Source organism: Stenotrophomonas maltophilia (assembly GCF_039555535.1).
Classification (GTDB): domain Bacteria; phylum Pseudomonadota; class Gammaproteobacteria; order Xanthomonadales; family Xanthomonadaceae; genus Stenotrophomonas; species Stenotrophomonas maltophilia_Q.
In genome coordinates, this window is the sequence record NZ_CP154630.1 from 4,049,453 (window position 1) to 4,067,051 (window position 17,599).

General features: G+C 67.6%; 14 protein-coding genes and 1 pseudogene. 8 read left to right on the forward strand and 7 right to left on the reverse strand.

What is annotated here, in order from left to right:
- Positions 1–8 precede the first annotated feature (8 nt).
- Genes AASM09_RS18645 through AASM09_RS18660 form a run of 4 tightly spaced genes read right to left on the reverse strand, consistent with a single transcriptional unit; the run spans position 9 to position 3,845 of the window.
- The gene (locus tag AASM09_RS18645; RefSeq protein ID WP_049426914.1) at positions 9–659 is read right to left on the reverse strand and encodes a response regulator; all 651 of its coding nucleotides are present in this window, start codon (positions 657–659) and stop codon (positions 9–11) included.
- Positions 660–719: 60 nt separating this feature from the next.
- Positions 720–1,775 (reverse strand): ABC transporter substrate-binding protein, encoded by a 1,056-nt coding sequence (locus tag AASM09_RS18650; protein ID WP_049426912.1) that lies wholly within the window; start codon positions 1,773–1,775, stop codon positions 720–722.
- A complete protein-coding gene (locus AASM09_RS18655; protein WP_049426916.1) occupies positions 1,772–3,163 on the reverse strand; it encodes a sensor histidine kinase in 1,392 nt (463 codons plus the stop codon). Before AASM09_RS18655 ends, AASM09_RS18650 begins: the two co-directional genes overlap by 4 nt.
- A complete protein-coding gene (locus tag AASM09_RS18660) occupies positions 3,156–3,845 on the reverse strand; it encodes a response regulator transcription factor (protein WP_049426910.1) in 690 nt (229 codons plus the stop codon). Before AASM09_RS18660 ends, AASM09_RS18655 begins: the two co-directional genes overlap by 8 nt.
- A gap of 232 nt (positions 3,846–4,077) precedes the next feature.
- Between AASM09_RS18660 and AASM09_RS18665 the strand changes: the two genes are divergently transcribed.
- The 4 genes and pseudogenes from AASM09_RS18665 (at position 4,078) to AASM09_RS18680 (ending at position 9,907) form a co-directional block, all read left to right on the forward strand.
- A complete protein-coding gene (locus AASM09_RS18665) occupies positions 4,078–5,217 on the forward strand; it encodes an OprO/OprP family phosphate-selective porin (protein WP_049426908.1) in 1,140 nt (379 codons plus the stop codon).
- 75 nt (positions 5,218–5,292) lie between these two features.
- Positions 5,293–6,615, forward strand: a pseudogene (locus AASM09_RS18670) (CitMHS family transporter); the annotation flags it as partial.
- A gap of 30 nt (positions 6,616–6,645) precedes the next feature.
- Positions 6,646–7,386 (forward strand): acetoacetyl-CoA reductase, encoded by a 741-nt coding sequence (phbB, locus tag AASM09_RS18675; RefSeq protein ID WP_012481221.1) that lies wholly within the window; start codon positions 6,646–6,648, stop codon positions 7,384–7,386.
- A 226-nt stretch (positions 7,387–7,612) separates the two neighbouring features.
- The gene (locus tag AASM09_RS18680) at positions 7,613–9,907 is read left to right on the forward strand and encodes a TonB-dependent receptor (protein ID WP_049426906.1); all 2,295 of its coding nucleotides are present in this window, start codon (positions 7,613–7,615) and stop codon (positions 9,905–9,907) included.
- A 444-nt stretch (positions 9,908–10,351) separates the two neighbouring features.
- Here AASM09_RS18680 and AASM09_RS18685 read toward each other — a convergent pair whose 3' ends face one another.
- Both AASM09_RS18685 and rsgA read right to left on the reverse strand, forming a co-directional pair.
- Complete coding sequence (locus AASM09_RS18685) at positions 10,352–11,605, reverse strand: flavohemoglobin expression-modulating QEGLA motif protein (protein ID WP_049426656.1); 1,254 nt, start codon at positions 11,603–11,605, stop codon at positions 10,352–10,354.
- A 123-nt stretch (positions 11,606–11,728) separates the two neighbouring features.
- Positions 11,729–12,838, reverse strand: coding sequence for a ribosome small subunit-dependent GTPase A (gene rsgA / locus AASM09_RS18690; protein ID WP_049426657.1), 1,110 nt, complete (start codon positions 12,836–12,838; stop codon positions 11,729–11,731).
- Positions 12,839–12,952: 114 nt separating this feature from the next.
- Here rsgA and AASM09_RS18695 point away from each other — a divergent pair, with 114 nt between their 5' ends.
- From AASM09_RS18695 to AASM09_RS18705, 3 genes are read left to right on the forward strand one after another with little or no spacing between them, the layout of a single operon-like run.
- Complete coding sequence (locus AASM09_RS18695) at positions 12,953–14,227, forward strand: pyridoxal phosphate-dependent aminotransferase (RefSeq protein ID WP_049426658.1); 1,275 nt, start codon at positions 12,953–12,955, stop codon at positions 14,225–14,227.
- A 3-nt stretch (positions 14,228–14,230) separates the two neighbouring features.
- Complete coding sequence (locus AASM09_RS18700) at positions 14,231–14,848, forward strand: SGNH/GDSL hydrolase family protein (RefSeq protein ID WP_049426659.1); 618 nt, start codon at positions 14,231–14,233, stop codon at positions 14,846–14,848.
- Positions 14,849–14,852: 4 nt separating this feature from the next.
- Positions 14,853–15,572 carry a class I SAM-dependent methyltransferase gene (locus tag AASM09_RS18705; RefSeq protein ID WP_049426660.1) on the forward strand — a complete coding sequence of 240 codons (720 nt, stop codon included), beginning with the start codon at positions 14,853–14,855 and terminating at the stop codon, positions 15,570–15,572.
- A 163-nt stretch (positions 15,573–15,735) separates the two neighbouring features.
- On the opposite strand, the gene AASM09_RS18710 is transcribed toward AASM09_RS18705, so the two are convergent.
- A complete protein-coding gene (locus AASM09_RS18710; protein WP_049426661.1) occupies positions 15,736–16,515 on the reverse strand; it encodes a polysaccharide deacetylase family protein in 780 nt (259 codons plus the stop codon).
- A 59-nt stretch (positions 16,516–16,574) separates the two neighbouring features.
- Here AASM09_RS18710 and grxD point away from each other — a divergent pair, with 59 nt between their 5' ends.
- The gene (gene grxD / locus AASM09_RS18715; protein WP_049426662.1) at positions 16,575–17,501 is read left to right on the forward strand and encodes a Grx4 family monothiol glutaredoxin; all 927 of its coding nucleotides are present in this window, start codon (positions 16,575–16,577) and stop codon (positions 17,499–17,501) included.
- The last annotated feature ends 98 nt before the right edge of the window (positions 17,502–17,599 follow it).

Sequence of the window (17,599 nt, forward strand, 5' to 3'; positions counted from 1 at the left end):
GCTGGAAACTACAACCCGATGCCGGCGTCGCCTTCCGGCTCCAGCGCCTTCACCAGCACCGCCGCCTGTGTGCGGCTGTGGCATTCGAGTTTCTTCAGGATCGCGGTGACATGCACCTTCACCGTGTTCTCGGCCAGGCCCAACGTATAGGCGATCTGCTTGTTCAGCAGGCCATCGGCCAGGCACAGCAGCACCCGGAACTGCTGCGGCGTCAGCTGCGCCAGGCGGCTGGCCAGCAGCGCATCGGCCTCGGAACGCTCCGCCGCCATCGCCGGGAACCACAGGCCACCGTCGAGCACCGACTGCACCGCCTCGCCGATGGTCTCGGCCGGGGCCGACTTCGGGATGAAACCGGCTGCGCCGAACTGCTGGGCACGGCGGATCACCCGCGGATGGTCGTTGGACGAGAGAATCACCACCGGGATGTCCGGATGCGAGCCACGCACGTGCAGCAGCGCGGAAAAACCATGCGCACCGGGCATGGTCAGGTCCAGCAGCACCAGATCGACCTCGGGCTGCGCATCAAGGGCTTCGGCCAGCGCATCGGCACTGGCCACCTCGCGCACCTGTGCCAGCGGCAGGCTCTGCCGCAAGGACTGCACCACCGCCGAACGCAGCAGCGGATGGTCATCGGCGATCAGGATGGTGTATTCGCTCATGCCGACATTGTACGGGCAGCAAACCGCATCCGCCGGGCATGGCCCGGCGCTACCAGCACATCAGCGCCCTGCCGGCTCTACGCTGCTGCGCCAGGCGTCGAGGAACTGGCGGCGCTTGAGCGCGTCCAGGTACACCAGCAGGCCGGGGCCAAGCTGGATCGGGCGGCGGCTACGGCCCGGTGCGTCTTCGCCCCGTGCGCTGCCGGTCACGATCGGCATCAGCCGCGCTTCGCGCGACAGCACCTGCTGGCCACGCGGCGAGAGCAGGTAATCGAGGAAGCGCCGCGCCTCTTCCGGGTGCGGGCCGGTGCGCGGTATGACTGCGGTGCGCAGTACCACCAGCGTGTAGTCCTCGGGCTCGACGATGGCCAGCGGCGCGCCGGCATCGACACGGGCCTGCGCGTAGGAGCCGAGCACGTTGTAGACCAGTGACAACTGGCCGTTGGCGACCTGGTCCAGCAGCACGCCGGTGCGTTCCTCGCGCACCACGTCGTTGTCGCCGAGCGCACCCAGCAACGCACCTGCGATGCTACCGCGCTGTGCGTCCTGGGTGGCCAGCAGGTAGCCGACGCTGCTGCGCTCGATGTCATAGGTGCCGACCCTGCCGCGCAGCGGTGCGCCTTCGGCACGCAAGCGATCAAGCAGCTGGCGGCGCGTATGCGGCACCTTTGCCGCGGCCAGCGCGCGGGTGTTGTAGACCATCACCACCGGCTCGTAGCTGATGCCGAAGGCCTCGTTGCGCCACTGCGCCCAGGCCGGCAGTGCGGCAGTCTGCGCCGAGCGATGCGGCAGTGCGTGGCCATCGTTGACCAGCTTGGTCTGCAGGTCCATGCCGCTGGAGATCAGCAGGTCCGGCGATGCCGGTCCGCCGCGGTCGTGCAGGTAACGCGCGTACAGGTCCTGGGTGATGATGTCCTCGTACACCACTTCAGTGCCCGGATGCAGGCGCTGGTAGTCGGCGATGACCACCGCGAACACTTCGATGTCGGTGGTGCCGTGGATGCGCAGCTGCGCGGTGACCGCTCCCTGTGCGGGGAAACGGCGCACATCGCCGGGCGCGGCCAGCACCGGCAAGGCCAGCAGCAAGGCAACGGCAGCGGCGAACAGGCGGATCATGAACTGCTCCGTGGCAGACGGATGGTGGCGATCAGCCCGCCCTGCGGGCGGTTGCTGAGGTCGATGCGGCCGCCATGGCTGTCGACCACGCGCTTGACGATAGCCAGGCCCAGCCCGGCGCCGCCGGACGGCGCGCCTTCGCCACGGGCGAAGCGCTCGAACACGCGTTCGGCATCAGCGGGCGCGATGCCTGCACCATGGTCGGCGATGGTCAGCACCGCCTGCCCGCCTTCCACGGTCAACGCGATCTGCAACGGACCGTCGCCGCCGTACTTCAGCGCGTTGTCGACCAGATTCTTGATCGCCTCGCGCAGCAGCAGCGCGTCGCCGTGCACCTGCACCGGCTCGGCGGTCATCGCAAGTTGCACGCGCGGTGCCGGGCCGGCCTGCGGCAGGGCTTCATGCAGGGCCTGGTGCACGGTTTCGGCCAGGTCCACCGCCGCAAAGCGCTGCAGGTGCGAACGATGGATCACGCTGGCATCGCTGAGCAGCTGGTTGAGCAGGCGGCTCATGTGCGTGGCATTGCGTTCGATCGCCTGCAGGCTGCGGCGCATGTCGTCCGGATCGTCATCATCCAGCGCCAGCTGTGCCTGCGCGCGCAGCGCCGCCAGCGGCGTTCGCATCTGGTGCGCGGCCTCGGCCATGAACGCACGCAGCGTTTCGTTGCTGCTGGACAGGCGTTCCATGAAGCGGTTCAGTGCCGCCACCATCTGGTCCATCTCGCGCGGCACGCGCGCGTCCAGCGGCTTCAGGTCGGACGGTTCGCGCCGCGACAGCTCGCGCTCCACCCGTACCAGCGGGCGGAACGCGCGATGCACGCCGAACGCCACCAGCGCCAGCAACAGGCCGGACAGCACACCGATCGCCAACAGCGCACGGTTGACCATGTCCTGCGCCACGGCTTCGCGGGCACGCCGGGTCTGGCCCACCTGCACCTGCACCTCGCCCTGCGCCGAGGCCGCGGCGAAACTGCGGCTGACCACCACGAAGCGCACCGTCTCACCGCTGTAGGCAGCATCGAACAACTGCGGCTGCGTACCGGGCCGACGCGGCGGCGACGGCAGATCGGCATAACCGGTGATCAGGTTGCCGCGGCTGTCGGCGACGCGATAGAACACGCGATCTTCTGGCGCCATCGCCAGCAGATCCAGCGCCGCATACGGCAGATCCACCTGCCACTGCCCATCGACCAGGGCGACCGAATCGGCGATGGACAACGCCGAAGACACCAGCAGGTGATCGTAGGAACGGTTTGCCGCACGCTGGCCATAGTCGCGCGCGGCGAACAGCAGCGCCACCGCGAACACCGCCAGCAACGCACCGAGGTAGAGCAGCAGCGTGCGCCGCAGCGAGCCCGGCGCCGCGTTCGCAGCGCGTACGTCAGCCATCGGCGTCGGCGCTGCCATCACTGGCTTCCAGCAGGTAGCCGACACCGCGCACGGTGGTGATGCGCAGCGGTGCGCCCGCCAGTTTCTTCCGCAGGCGACCGACGTACAGTTCGATGGCATTCGGACCGGCTTCGTCGTCGAAGCCGAACAGGCCGTTGCCGATCTCGTCCTTGCCCACTACCTGGCCCATACGGCCGACCAGGATCTCCAGCAGGCGGTATTCGCGGTTGGGCAGCTCGATCGGTTCGCCGTCGAGCGTGACCCGGTGCGCCGCGTTGTCGAACTGGAAGCCACCGACCTGCACCACCTCGCTTGCCTGGCCACGCGCACGCCGCAGCAGCACGCGGCAGCGCGCCTCGAACTCGCGGAAATCGAACGGCTTGCCGAGGTAGTCGTCGGCGCCGACATCCAGCGCCTGTACGCGGTCCTCGATGCCGTCCCGTGCAGTCAGCATCAGCACCGGCGTGCTGTCGCCGCGCTCGCGCATGCCGGCCAGCACGCGCAGGCCGTCGAGCTTGGGCAGGCCGATATCCAGCACTACCAGGTCGAAGCTCTGGTAGCGCAGCACGCTGGCGGCGGCCAGGCCGTCGGCCTGCCAGTCCACGGCATGGCCACTGCGACGCATGCGACGGATGATCGCATCGGCCAGATCCGGGTTGTCTTCGACCAGCAGCAGGCGCATGGGCACGACGGTGGGAGGGGAAGCGAATGCTACCGCATGGCGCCGGGTCCGCCCGCCGGGGCGCGCCCGGCGGCCTTTTACGCTGCACCGCACAATCCGTTGACAGGACGATGACAGCTTGCCCGACCCAGACTGCGGCCGCGCACCGTCCGGTGCCCACGATTGCCGCGCGCCTGGCGCGCACCTGGGAGGGTTTGTGGAATTCACGTTTGCCTGGCGGCGTCCTGCCGCCATGATGGCGCTGGCTGCGCTGTCGGCGCCGGCCTTCGCTGCCGAAGACGACCGTCCGGTCACCGCCACTCTCGGTGGCCGCCTGCACCTGGACTTCGCCACCTTCGACAACGACAACCGCGGCACCCCGAACAAGGACGACACCGAAATCCGCCGTGCGTGGGTTGACGTGTCTGGCAAGTTCTTCGTAGTCGACTACAAGCTGGAGGCCGATTTCTCCGGCGACCGCGTCGAGGCCAAGGACGTGTACCTGGCGCGCAGCTTCGGCAAGGCCGGCAAGCTCACCGTCGGCCAGTTCAAGCAGTACTTCTCGCTGGATGACCGCACCAGCTCCAACTACGGCAGCTTCCTGGAGCGCGGCAATGCCGGCACCACGCTGGCGCCGCTGTACCGTCTGGGCGCGTCGTGGCAGGCCAATCCGGGTGACTTCACCTGGGCCGCCAGCATCTACAGCCTGGAAAGCATCGACGCCTGGCAGGTGAAGGGGCGTGCTGCCGGTGGCCGTGTCACCTGGGCGCCCTCGCCCGCCGATGGCGACGTGCTGCACCTGGGCCTGTCGCTGGCCCGCGAGGCCTATGACAATCCGGGCGCGAACGGCGTTCCGGGCCTGAAGATCCGTCCGCGCCCGGCCGGCCACCTGTCCGACAACAGCCGCCTGACCCTGGTCGACTTCTCGGCCGGCCGCGATACCGACGTCAACAAATGGTCGCTGGAGTACGCGCAGGTGCGCGGCCCGTTGTCGTGGCAGGGCGAGTTCAGTGGCGCCACCTTCGATGACGGTGCGCAGCGCGGCGACGTGATGGCCGCCTACGGCATGGTCAGCTGGTTCGTCACCGGCGAAAGCCGCGCCTACGACCGCAAGACCGGCCGCTTCGCGCGGGTGAAGGATATCCGCCACAAGGCCGGCGCGTTCGAAGTGGCGCTGCGCTACGACCAGATGTGGGGCGCGCGGCATCTCGATGGTGCGCCGGACCTGCGCCGCGGCAGCACCGAGGCGTGGACGCTGGGTGGCAACTGGTACCTGCGCGACAACCTGCGCTTCATGCTCAACGTGATCGAAAGCCGCAACCGCGACCGCCTTGCCGGGGTGACGGTGGACCGCACGCGCGCGGTCACCGGCCGCCTGCAGTACGACTTCTAAGCCCGAATTCCCGGGCATGCCGCCCGGGCCCCTTCCACTCCCCCACGTCCTGTATTCGCAAGGAGTCCGCAGATGATGCTGAGCATCCTCGGCTTTGGCATGGTCATTACATTCATGTACTTGATCATGAGCAAGCGGCTGTCGCCGCTGGTGGCCCTGATCACCATTCCCATCCTGTTCGCGCTGATCGGCGGCTTCGGCGCCGGCATCGACGAGATGATGCTGGAGGGCATCAAGAAGATCGCGCCGACCGGCGTGATGCTGATGTTCGCCATCCTCTACTTCGGCGTGATGATCGATGCCGGCCTGTTCGATCCGCTGGTTCGGGTGATCCTGCGCTTCGTCAAGGGCGATCCGATGAAGATCGTGCTCGGCACCGCGGTGCTGGCGATGCTGATCTCGCTGGACGGCGACGGCTCGACCACCTACATGATCACCGTCTCGGCGATGCTGCCGCTGTACCAGCGCCTCGGCATGAACGCGCTGAACATGACCTGCGTGACCATCCTGGCCGGCGGCGTGATGAACCTGACCCCGTGGGGCGGCCCGACCGCACGTGCGGCCACCGCGCTGCACGTGGATCCGGCTGATGTGTTCGTGCCGCTGATCCCGTCGATGGTGATCGCCTGTGCCGGTGTGCTGCTGCTGGCCTGGTACCTGGGCCTGAAGGAACGCCGTCGCCTTGGCGTGGTGACCCTGCCCAAGGGCGGCAGCTGGATGGACAACAGCGTGTCCGACGACAGCAATCCGCTGCCGACCGTGGAAGACGCCGAGGACATCAAGCGTCCGAAGCTGCTGTGGGTCAACCTGGCCCTGACCGTGGCACTGATGACCGCGCTGATCATCGGCGTGCTGCCGATGCCGGTGCTGTTCATGGTCGGCTTCGCCATCGCGCTGGTGATCAACTACCCGAACCTGGCCGAGCAGCGCCGCCGCGTGGTCAACCATGCAGGCAACGTGCTGTCGGTGGTGTCGCTGATCTTCGCCGCGGGCATCTTCACCGGCATCCTCAACAACACCGGCATGGTCGAAGCCATGTCGCACAGCTTCCTGGCGGTGATTCCGGAATCGTGGGGCCCGTACCTGGCGGTGATCACCGCCGTGGCGTCGATGCCGTTCACCTTCTTCATGTCCAACGACGCCTTCTACTTCGGCGTGCTGCCGATCCTGTCCGAGGCCGCCGGCAACTACGGCATCACCCCGGTGGAGATGGCGCGCGCCTCGCTGGCCGGCCAGCCGGTGCACCTGCTCAGCCCGCTGGTGCCCTCTACCTACCTGCTGGTGGGCCTGGCCAAGGTCGAATTCGCCGACCACCAGAAGTTCACCCTGAAGTGGGCCATCGCCATCTCGATGCTGCTGATGATCGGCAGCCTGCTGTTCGGCCTGTATCCCCTCGCCGCCTGCCCCCTTGCCAAGGAGCCTTCTGCAATGACGCTTCGAATCGCTTACGTCACCAGTGGAATGGGCAGTGTCGGCACTGCCATCTGCCAGAGCCTGGCCCGCAGCGGCCACACCGTGGTTGCCGGCTGCGCGCCGAACTCGCCGCGCAAGGCCAACTGGCTGCGCGAGCAGCGCGAACAGGGTTTCGATTTCATTGCCTCCGAGGGCAACGCCACCGACTGGGCCTCGACCAGCGCCGCGTTCGCCAAGGTGCGTGCCGAGGTCGGCGAGGTGGACGTGCTGGTCAACAATTCCGGCGGCAGCCGCGATCTGCTGTTCCGGCAGATGACGGTGGAAGACTGGAACGCGGTGATCGCGTCCAACCTCAATTCGCTGTTCAACCTGACCAAGCAGGTGGTCGATGGAATGGCCACGCGTGGCTGGGGCCGCATCATCAACATCGGTTCGGTCAGCGCCCACAAGGGCCAGATCGGGCAGGTGAACTACGCCACCGCCAAGGCCGCGATGCACGGTTTCAGCCGTGCACTGGCTGCCGAAGTTGCGTCGCGCGGGGTCACCGTCAACACGCTGTCGCCGGGCTACATTGCCAGCCAGGCGATCAGCAGCTTCCCGCCGGACGTGCTGGACCGGCTGGCCGCCTCGGTACCGGTGCGCCGCCTCGGTCGCCCGGAAGAAGTGGCCGGCCTGTGCGCGTGGCTGGCCTCGGACGAAGCCTCGTACGTGACCGGCGCCGACTATCCGGTCAACGGCGGCCTGTACATGGGTTGAGCCCGTCTCCACGCAATGCGTGGACCGCCTCCCCCACGGAGTGCGCGGGGCCGGTGAACCTTTGCTTGCGAGGGGGATCCGGCCCCTTTTTTCATTCGGCTGCCAGACCTGCGCCGGTCCTGCACCGTTCGTTGGTTTTTCGTAAAGAAGGTTTCATGTTCCGTTCGCATAGTGGCCAAGCACCGCGCACGCGTGCCGGTGACCACCCCCAATGCAACGGACCACCATGCAGACCCGATACCTGACGATCGCCGTGGCGATCGCGCTCTCCGCCGCCAGCGCCCACGCTGCCACCACCGCCGATACCGGCGCCAGCACCGATGCCGCGCTGAGCGCGCAGACGCTGGATACCGTCTCCGTGATCGGCCAGGGCGAGACCCGCCAGGTGCAGCGCATCACCACCGTCGACAAGCAGGTGCTGCCGCCGGGTACCAGTGGCCAGAAGATCCTCGACCGCCTGCCGGGCGTGTCGGTGCAGTCCAACGATGCCTTCGGTGCCAATGAGGAATCGCAGACCATCAGCCTGCGTGGCTTCGACAAGAGCCGGCTGGGTTACACGCTCGATGGCATTCCGCTGGGTGACAACAGCTACGGCAACTACAACGGCCTGAGCATCGCCCGCGCGATCATCGCCGAGAACCTGGCTGGCGCCGAACTGTCGCAGGGCATCGGCTCGCTGGGCGTGGCCTCGACCAGCAACCTGGGCGGCACCATCCAGTATTTCTCGATGGACCCGTCCACCGAATTCGGTGGACGCGCCAGCGTCACCGTCGGCGACAACAACCAGCGCCGTGGCTACCTGCGCGTGGATACCGGCGACCTCAACGGCTTCTCGGCCTATGTGTCCGGCGTGCACCAGGACCAGGACATGTGGGCCGCGCCGTACCAGAACCAGACCACCCGCCAGTTCAATGCCAAGGCGGTGTGGAATGTCGGCGACCACCGCTTCGGTGCGTTCGTGGCCACCTCGCGCGCCAGCCAGGCCAACTACGCCTACCTGTCCAAGGACATGCTGGCCCGCGGCCTGGGCTATGACTGGAACATCTACGCACCGGACTGGGATCGCGCCGTCGCTGCCGCGTACTGCGCACCGGGCACGCTTGACCGCAGCAAGTGCAAGTTCAGTGGCGGCGTCACCAGCATCGACGATGCCTACTACCAGAGCCGTGCGCTGCGCGACGACAACCTGTACTCGGTTGATGCCGACCTGCGTCTGGGTGAGCAGGGTCGCCTGAAGCTGCTGGCCTACCACCATGACAACCGTGGTCAGGGCCACTGGTGGGCACCGGGCCAGCCGTCCTACCCGGGCACCGACAAGATGCTGCCGATCTCGATCCGCAGCACCAACTACACGATCAACCGCGATGGCCTGACCGCCGCGCTGTCGTGGACGGTGGGCATCCACGAACTGGAGGCCGGGCTGTGGTACGAGCAGAACGACCATAACGTCTCGCGCAACTTCTACTACATCAGCGGCCCGTTCCTGGACGACCTGTACCTGAAGAACCCGGACCGCCTGCTGTTCAACCAGGACTTCGACATCCGCACGCGCCAGTTCTACGTGCAGGACCGCATGCGCTTCCTGGACCAGCGCCTGACTGTGGACGTGGGCATCAAGAGCCCCAACACCCGCATGCGCGCCACTGCCAAGCCGGGCGTGGAAACCAGCATCGCCTCGGGCACGCTGACCGCCAGGGAATCGGTGCTGCCGCAGGTAGGCCTGGGCTTCAAGCTCAACGCCAACAACGAGTTGTTCGCCTCGTACGCCGAGAACATCGCCGCCTTCGTCGGTGGCGGCAGCGGTGGCCCGCTGCAGGTGTCGCCGGAATCGTTCGCGGCCAGCGCCGGCCTGGAGCCGGAGAAGTCCAAGAGCCTTGAAGCCGGCTTCCGTACCTTTGGCGAGAAGTACCAGGCCTCGATCGCCGCCTACAACGTGAAGTTCGACAACCGCCTGCTGTCGCTGAATCCGTGTTCCAGCATCGAAGTCGGTACGCGTCCGGAGTGCGTGACGCGCTTCATCAACGTCGGTTCGGTGAAGAGCCACGGTGCGGAGCTGACCTTCATCCTCAAGCCGATCGACGGCCTGCAGTGGTACAACGCGCTGTCCTGGAACAAGACCACCTACGAGGATGACTACACCTCGGGCGGCGCCATCGTGCCGGTAGCCGGCAAGATCACGGTGGATACGCCGCAGCGCATGGCCTCCAGTGAAATCAGCTGGAACCGCGACGGCTTCTTCGCCAGCCTGCGTGCCAAGTACACCGGCAAGCGCTACTACACCTACACCAACGACCAGTCTGTGCCGGGCGTGACCACCTTCGACGCCGGTGCGGGCTACGACTTCGGCCCGGGCCTGGGCCTGCGCAACGTGCGGGTGTCGTTGAATGCGACCAACCTGACCAACAAGCGCTATGCGGGCCAGCTGAGTTCGTTCGCACCGACCGATCCGAAGGGCACGCGGTATGCGATCCATGCGAGCGCGCCGCGGCAGCTGTTCATGACGGTGGCGGCGGAGTTCTAAGTCAGAAGCGGGCGCTGCGGCGCATTGCGTATTTCTGCATGGCGCGGGTAGGCAGGCCCATGCAGGACACGCCGTAAACCCGTCCTTGGGGGCTCGATGGCGCCATCCATGGCGCCAACGGTCCTGCATGGGCCTGCCTACCCGCGCCCGACAATTTCCTGCGCCGGCGCGGAGGCAATGGAAAGCAAGAGCAAAAGCAAAAGCAGAGAGCCGGGCATTGCCCGGCTCTCTGCTTTTCAAGCTCTTCAAGCGCAATCCCTCTGGTGGACTGCTGGCCGTCTCGCGGGAAATTGTCTGGAGCGGGAGGCTTGCGCTGGCCAGGACCGTCCACGGCATGGATGCCGTGGCCGAGCCTACAGGGACGTACTTGCGGCGTGTCCTGGCCAGCGCAAGCCTCCCGCTCTCCCCGATATCAATCAAGACGCCACAATCCGCCAACGCATTTCATTCCGGCGCCAGCTGGTCCATCCGTATCCGGTTGGCAAACAGCGAAAACGCCAGCATCCCGGCCAGGCCGTTCGCCCGGCTCACCCAGTGCGGCAGCCAGCGCGGCGGCTTCAGCACACCCGCTTCGAACAGTGGCGCGAAGGCAATCGCATCGGCCAGGCTCATCTTGCCGGCAAACAACCAGCGGCAGACCTGCAGGCGGTCCTCGGCCAGCATGTGGCGGAAGAAGGTGTGCACCGACACCAGGCCGCGCAGGTACACCGTGTCCTTGGTGAAGGCCAGGCCGCCATTCGGCGGCACCCCACGGAACACGCGCTGTGCCGACGCAAAGCTCTCTTCGGCGTTCTGCCCGGCATTGCAGAAGTAGCGGAACACCTCGATGAAATCGGCACCTTCGCGCGCCATTGCAATCGCTTCGGTACGCAGGCTGATGCGCTTGAGGCGCTCGATGTCGATGCTGCCGGTGATCTGTTCGGCGAAAGTAGCCAGTCCTTCCTGGGTTGCCGTCACCCGTGGCGACGACAGCGCCAGGCTGGGCAGCACCGGCTGCTCGCGGCCGTTCAAAGCGGTCAGCGAATGCACCAGTGCTTCGTGGTGGAACAGCTGCGCACGGTCGTAGGCACTGAAGCGCGCACTGGTGCGCAGGCGGATACGGGTCGGACCGGCGGCGGCCTTGGAGACCAGTTCCGGGTCCAGCTGCACCTGGATGATGCGCGATTCAAAGAACGCATCGAGGTCGTTCTGCAGTTGCAGTTGCAGGGCGATGGCCGAGACCGGCACCTGCTCTTCCGGCGCCAGCAGTTCGTGGTCCAGTTCGGCGGCGATCTGGATGAAGTGCCGCGCCGCTTCGCGCGTACTCGGGCCATTGCCTGGCAGCGGCTGCTCGGGCGCACCAAACAGCTGCACCGAACAGGTATCGACGACGGCGGTGCCCAGCCCTTCCAAGAGCTGCGCGGCCAGGTCCCAGCTCTGCGCCGACTGCTGCACGTAGTGGCCCAGCGGGTGGCTGTCGTCGCAGTCGGCAGAGATCGCCGCCAGCGCGCGGCGCTCCTCGCTGAAATCCAGCCTCGGGTAGTCCACCTTCGGCAGCACCGGTTGCCCACGAGCCACGCTTTCCAGGAACGGCGCCTGCAGCGTTGCCGGCCAGCTGGTCAGGCCCAGCAGGCGGATGCCTCCCACGGCCTCGACCAGGCGCGCATCGAGCGCTGCATGGTGGGCCACGTCACGGTCCAGCGTCGCGGTCGGTTCCATGGGCGGACTATAGCGCCCTGCCGTATCCGGCGCTGTGCGCCGCCGCCCGAGCATCGGCTCGGGCGCTACAGGGTGTCCCAGGATGCAACCGTTGTAGAGCCGAGCCCATGCTCGGCTGCCTTGCTACCGCCTACGCGGCTTTCCGGCCGGGCGGAACTGCTGGCCCTTGCCCTTCCTGCCACCGCGCTCCTGCGCGGTCTCGGCCTGTCGAACGGCCAGCTTGGCGGCGGCGGCGGCCACTTCTTCCTTCAGCTTGAAGTAGTTCAGCAGCCGGCTCTCTTCGATCTCACCGGCCTCGATCGCCGCACGCACCGCGCAGCCCGGTTCCTGCTGGTGCTTGCAGTCGTTGAAGCGGCACTGTGCCGCCAGCGCTTCGATATCGGCGAAGCCACCTTCGGACAGTGTTTCTTCGCCGGTCGGCTTCAACTCGCGCATGCCAGGGGTATCGATCAGGCAGGCGCCCATCGGCAGCGGCATCAGCGCACGATGGGTGGTGGTGTGGCGGCCGCGCGAATCGTTGGCGCGCACCGCGTTGGTCTTCATCCGCTGCTCGCCGAGCAGCGTGTTTGTCAACGTGGACTTGCCGGCACCGGAGGAACCGACCAGCACCACGGTGCGGCCCGGGCCCAGCCACGGTTGCAGCACGGCAACGCTTCCGGCATCCAGGCCGTTGATCGCATGCAGGGCAATGCCCTGCATCTCCAGCTCTTCCAGCACCGCCAGTGCGTCCTCGCTGTACTCGGTCTGGTCGGCCTTGGTCAGCACCACCACCGGTTCGGCACCACCACCACCGACCAGCAGCAGGTAGCGCTCGATGCGGCGCGGATTGAAGTCGGCATCCAGCCCGCAGACGATGAACACCGTATCGATGTTGGCCGCGATCACCTGCTGGTGGTAATGCTCGCCGGCCGCGCCGCGCTTGATCGCGGTACGCCGCGGCAGCAGGGCGACGATGCGGATGCCGTCGAGCAGCACCCAGTCGCCCACCGCCGGCCGTTCATGGCTGGGGAAACGCGGGCGCTGCCATTCGGGCAGCGACTCGGCCTTGATCGAGGCGTACGGGCCATCGGCCACCACGTAGTGGGTGCGGTGCTGTTCGATCACCCGTGCCGGGCGGGCCTGCGGGTGCGCGGCCATCGCGGCCTGCCAGTCGGCCTGCTGCGCCGGGCCCGGCCAGGGCCAGCCGATGGTCTGCAGGGCGATGAAATCGGGGGTCTGGGTCATCGCCGCCATTCTACCTGTGCCGGCGCCCTGCCAGCCCAGCAGTGACGGGCCCGGAGCCCTTGCCATGCATTGCAGCAATTCCGGTAGGATGGAAGCCCCATGCCTTTTGACGGCCCATACCCCATGTCCACCTCCTCGCCCAAGCCCCTGGCCATCCGCGAGCGCCTTTCCGAAGTGCGCTACGAAATCCGCGGAGAACTGGCGCGGCGAGCCCGGGAGCTGGAGGCGCAGGGCCGCAAGCTGATCAAGCTCAACATCGGCAACCCGGGCAACTTCGGTTTCCGCGCGCCCGAGCACCTGCAGCGCGCGATCGCCGACGACATGGGCCGCACCGACCCGTACACCCACCAGCAGGGCCTGCCGGTGGCGCGCGAAGCGATCGCGTCGTACTACGCCCGCCGCGGTGCACCCGATGCGCACCCGGACCGCATGTTCGTCGGCAACGGCGTCAGCGAACTGATCGACCTGTCGCTGCGCGCACTGCTCAACCCGGGCGACGAAGTGCTGGTGCCCTCGCCGGACTACCCGCTGTGGTCGGCCTCGACCATCCTCAACGATGGCCGCCCGGTGTACTACCGCTGCGCCGCCGAAAACGGCTTCCAGCCGGACCCGAGCGAGATCGAGGCCCTGGTCTCTTCGCGCACGCGCGCCATCGTGCTGATCAACCCGAACAACCCCAGCGGCGCCAGCTACCCCCGCGAACTGCTGGAGCGCGTGGTGGAGATCGCGCGCCGCCACAACCTGCTGTTGCTGGTCGATGAGATCTACGACCAGATCCTGTACGACGATGCGGTGTTCCAGCCGGTCGCGCCGCTGGCCGGCGACCACCCGTGCCTGACCTTCAGCGGCCTGAGCAAGGTGCACCGCGCCTGCGGCTGGCGCGTGGGCTGGGCCCACCTCAGCGGCGGCGACGCGCGCCTGGGCGATTTCCGCGCCGCGCTGGACCTGCTCGGTGCGCTGCGCCTGTGCGCCAACGTGCCGGGGCAGTACGCCATCGAGGCGGCGGTGAATGGCCCGGACACCATTTCCGAGCTGTGCGCCCCCGGTGGCCGCCTGTATGAAACCCGCCGCGCGGTGATCGAAGCGTGCGAAGCCAGCGAGCACCTGTCACTGGTCGCGCCGGCTGGCGCGCTGTACGCGTTCCCGGCCGTGGTCGGCGCCGCCGCCAAGGGCTTCGACGACCATAATTTCGCACTGGACCTGATGAACAACGAAGGCGTGCTGGTGGTGCCGGGCTCGAGCTTCAACGTGCCCTACCGCCATCATTTCCGCGTGACCCTGCTGCCGGAAGCCTCAGTGATGCGCGATGTGTTCGCCCGCATCAACCGCGTGCTGGCGCGCCGTGCCGAGGACGCGACCAAGGTCGTGCCGATGAAGCCACGCCGCTCGGTGGCCTGAGCCGTGGCGTTGTCCTACCTGGCGCTGGGCGATTCGTACACCATCGGTGAAGCGGTTGCAGTCGAAGGCCGTTGGCCGCACCAGCTGGCCGCTGCGCTGCGTGCGCAGGGCATCGACTTGTCCAACCCGCAGACCATTGCGACCACCGGCTGGACGACCGACGAGCTCGACGCGGGTATCGACGCGACCGCACCGCAGGGTCCGTTCGATTTCGTCAGCCTGCTGATCGGCGTCAACAACCAGTATCGCGGGCGTCCGCTGGACGAGTACCGCAACCAGTTCCAGGCCTTGCTGCAGCGGGCGATCGGCTTCGCCGGCGGTGATACCGGCCGCGTGCTGGTGCTGTCCTTCCCCGATTGGGGTGCCACCCCGTTCGGTGCCGGCAGTGGCCGCGACCTGGCCGCGATCGAGATCGAAACCGACGAGTTCAATGCCGCCGCCGAAGTGATCAGCACCCGGCACGGCGTGGCCTTCGTCGACATCACCGACATCAGCCGCGCACAGGGCGACCAACCGACGATGATCGCCGAAGACGGGCTGCACCCCTCGGCGAGGATGTACGCGCTGTGGAGCGCGCGCGCGCTGCCGGTTGCCGCGCATCTGCTTGGCGGCACGGACTGAGGCGATGGACGGCACGCCACGGAACGGCCCGCCCCTGCCCTGTACTCCCCTGACGGCCCCGCAGGCCCGCTTGATCGCCGAAGCGTTCCGCCCGGCGCAGGCCTGGGGCAACCGCCGCGACTACTACTACACCCGCAGCAAGCTCGGCAGCGATCCGCTGTACGACGGCGTGCTGCAGCATCTGCCTGACGACGGGCAGCCGGTGCTGGACCTGGGCTGCGGGCTGGGCCTGTTCGCCCATGTACTGCGCCAGCGTGGCGGTACCCAGCCCTACCTGGGCGTGGACGTGGATGCCGGCAAGATCGCCCGCGCGCAACGTGCCGCCGCCGGGCTGCATGACGTGCACTTCGACTGCGTGGACGTGCAGGCGCCACTGCCGGCGCAGGCCGGGCACGTCCTGCTGCTGGACGTGCTGCAGTACCTGGACGCGGGCCCGCAACAGGCGCTGCTGCGCGCCGCCAGCGAGCAGGTGGCACCCGGCGGCCGCCTGCTGCTGCGCACACCGCTTGCCACCGGCGATGGCCGCGACCGCACCACGCGGATGGCGGACCGGCTGGCCTGGCTGGTCGGCTGGATGGGCACGCGCCCGCGCCACTACCCCGATCCACGGGTACTGCAGACGACGCTTGCCGAAGCGGGATTGCAGGTGACCGCCCCCCGGCCGCTGCATGGGCGTACGCCCTTCAACAGCTGGCTGCTGGTGGCCGAACGCCCTGAGGTGTAGAGCCGAGCCCACGCTCGGCTGTGCTGTTGCGGTAGATCCACGCCATGCGTGGATGGCATACATGGCGGAGTCGAGCATGGCTCGACTCTACAATGTGTTTCTCGCGACCATTCCTGTAGAGCCGAGCCCACGCTCGGCTGCTCCACGCGGCCAGAACCCGGTGCTACGAGTCAGGCAGCTGCACCTTCAAGCCGCGCTCTTCCAGCGCCTGCAGCACGCGCTCGATGATCACCAGATTGTGGCCGTGGGCGGCGCCCTCGTGCAGCAGCACGATGGCCCCTGGGCGCAGGTCCGGCAGCAACCGCGCCAGCACGCTGTCCGGGGTGCAGCCGACGCCGTCGTAACCGCGCGCGCTCCAGCCCACGCGCGTCAGGCCCAGCGCCTTCAGCACCGGCGCCACGAACGGGTTGGTCATGCCCACCACCGAGCGATACCAGCGCACCGGATGCCCGCTCAGCGCCTGCAGCGCATGCTGGCAGCCTTCGATCTCGGCACGCATCGCCGCTGGGCCCAACCGCCAGAAGCGGGCCTGCGGGTGGCTGAGACTGTGATTGCCCAGATCGTGGCCACGGCGCAGGATCTCGGCCACCAGTTCCGGCTGTGCCAGCGCACGGTCCCCCACCAGGAAGAAGGTCGCACGCGCCTGGTGGCGGTCCAGCAGATCGAGCACGGCACGGGTTTCCGGGCCGGGGCCGTCATCGATCGTCAGCCAGACACTGTTGCCAGCGTCCGGCACCCGGCTGAGTACCGGTGCGTAGAAACGGCTGTTGGGCAGGAACACCGGCACCATGAACAGCGCATGGCTGGCCACCATCAGCGGCAGCCCCCAGTGCCACCCAGCCTGTACCCAGACCAGGATCACGGCCAGCTGCGACGCCACCAGCCAGGGCAGCCAGCGCCAGGGGCGGGCCGGGATGCGATGCAATGTTCCTGCGTTGCTCATCCCCCATGATGCCATGGGGGTTAGAATTGATGATTCGAATTCCCGGAACCCCGACGTCCATGTCCCTCGATCCCGCCCTGCGTTCGCGCATCGAATCCATCCTCAACGCCAACCGCGTCGTGCTGTTCATGAAGGGCCAGCCGTCGATGCCGCAGTGTGGTTTCTCGGCCAAGGCCGTGGGCGCGCTGCAGGACCTCGGTGTCGAGTTCGCCCACGTCAACGTGCTGGCCGACCAGGAAATCCGTGAAGGCATCAAGGCCTACGGCGACTGGCCGACCATCCCGCAGCTGTACATCGACGGCGAACTGGTCGGCGGCAGCGACATCGTGCTGCAGATGGCCGCCAGCGGCGAGCTGAGCAGCGTGCTGGGCCTGGCCGCACCGGACCGCACCCCGCCGAGCATCACCGTCACCCCGGCCGCCGTGGAAATGCTCAAGGGCGCGCTGGCCGACGCTCCGGGCGCTGCCCTGCAGCTGAGCATCGACGCCGGCTTCCAGCCGAACTTCCAGCTGGCCCCGCATGACGAAGGCGCGATCGCTGCCGAGTCCAACGGCCTGCGCGTGCAGTTCGACCTGTCCAGCGCCCGTCGCGCCAACGGCATCACCATCGACTGGGTGGACGACATCCGCGGCAAGGGCCTGGCGATCGACAACCCGAACGCACCGAAGCCGGTACAGGAAATCAGCGTGCGTGATGCCGACGACCTGGTGCGTGCCGGCAACATCACCCTGGTGGACGTGCGTCCGGCCGACGAGCGCGCCATCGCCGCCGTCGGCGTGCCGTTCAGGAGCTTCGACGGCAACGGCCGTGCGGAGCTGGAAGCCCTGCCGAAGGACACCGCACTGGCCTTCCTGTGCCACCACGGTGGCCGCAGCGCGCAGGCCGCCGAGCAGTTCCGTGCACTGGGCTTCACCAAGGTGTTCAACGTCACCGGCGGCATCAATGCCTGGTCCGAAGACGTGGACAACGGCGTGCCGAAGTACTGACCGGTCCCGGCATGGGGTCGACTTGGGGTCGGATCCCTTTCCGCAGGAAAGGGCTCTGACCCCAGCACAGAAAACGCCGGCATTCGCCGGCGTTTTCT

Bases quoted from the DNA above. Each gene is read 5' to 3' on its own strand.
- AASM09_RS18645 (WP_049426914.1), bottom strand. From the start codon at position 659: ATGAGCGAATACACCATCCTGATCGCCGATGACCATCCGCTGCTGCGT.
- AASM09_RS18650 (WP_049426912.1), bottom strand. From the start codon at position 1,775: ATGATCCGCCTGTTCGCCGCTGCCGTTGCCTTGCTGCTGGCCTTGCCG.
- AASM09_RS18655 (WP_049426916.1), bottom strand. From the start codon at position 3,163: ATGGCTGACGTACGCGCTGCGAACGCGGCGCCGGGCTCGCTGCGGCGC.
- AASM09_RS18660 (WP_049426910.1), bottom strand. From the start codon at position 3,845: ATGCGCCTGCTGCTGGTCGAAGACAACCCGGATCTGGCCGATGCGATC.
- AASM09_RS18665 (WP_049426908.1), top strand. From the start codon at position 4,078: ATGATGGCGCTGGCTGCGCTGTCGGCGCCGGCCTTCGCTGCCGAAGAC.
- phbB (WP_012481221.1), top strand. From the start codon at position 6,646: ATGACGCTTCGAATCGCTTACGTCACCAGTGGAATGGGCAGTGTCGGC.
- AASM09_RS18680 (WP_049426906.1), top strand. From the start codon at position 7,613: ATGCAGACCCGATACCTGACGATCGCCGTGGCGATCGCGCTCTCCGCC.
- AASM09_RS18685 (WP_049426656.1), bottom strand. From the start codon at position 11,605: ATGGAACCGACCGCGACGCTGGACCGTGACGTGGCCCACCATGCAGCG.
- rsgA (WP_049426657.1), bottom strand. From the start codon at position 12,838: ATGGCGGCGATGACCCAGACCCCCGATTTCATCGCCCTGCAGACCATC.
- AASM09_RS18695 (WP_049426658.1), top strand. From the start codon at position 12,953: ATGTCCACCTCCTCGCCCAAGCCCCTGGCCATCCGCGAGCGCCTTTCC.
- AASM09_RS18705 (WP_049426660.1), top strand. From the start codon at position 14,853: ATGGACGGCACGCCACGGAACGGCCCGCCCCTGCCCTGTACTCCCCTG.
- AASM09_RS18710 (WP_049426661.1), bottom strand. From the start codon at position 16,515: ATGAGCAACGCAGGAACATTGCATCGCATCCCGGCCCGCCCCTGGCGC.
- grxD (WP_049426662.1), top strand. From the start codon at position 16,575: ATGTCCCTCGATCCCGCCCTGCGTTCGCGCATCGAATCCATCCTCAAC.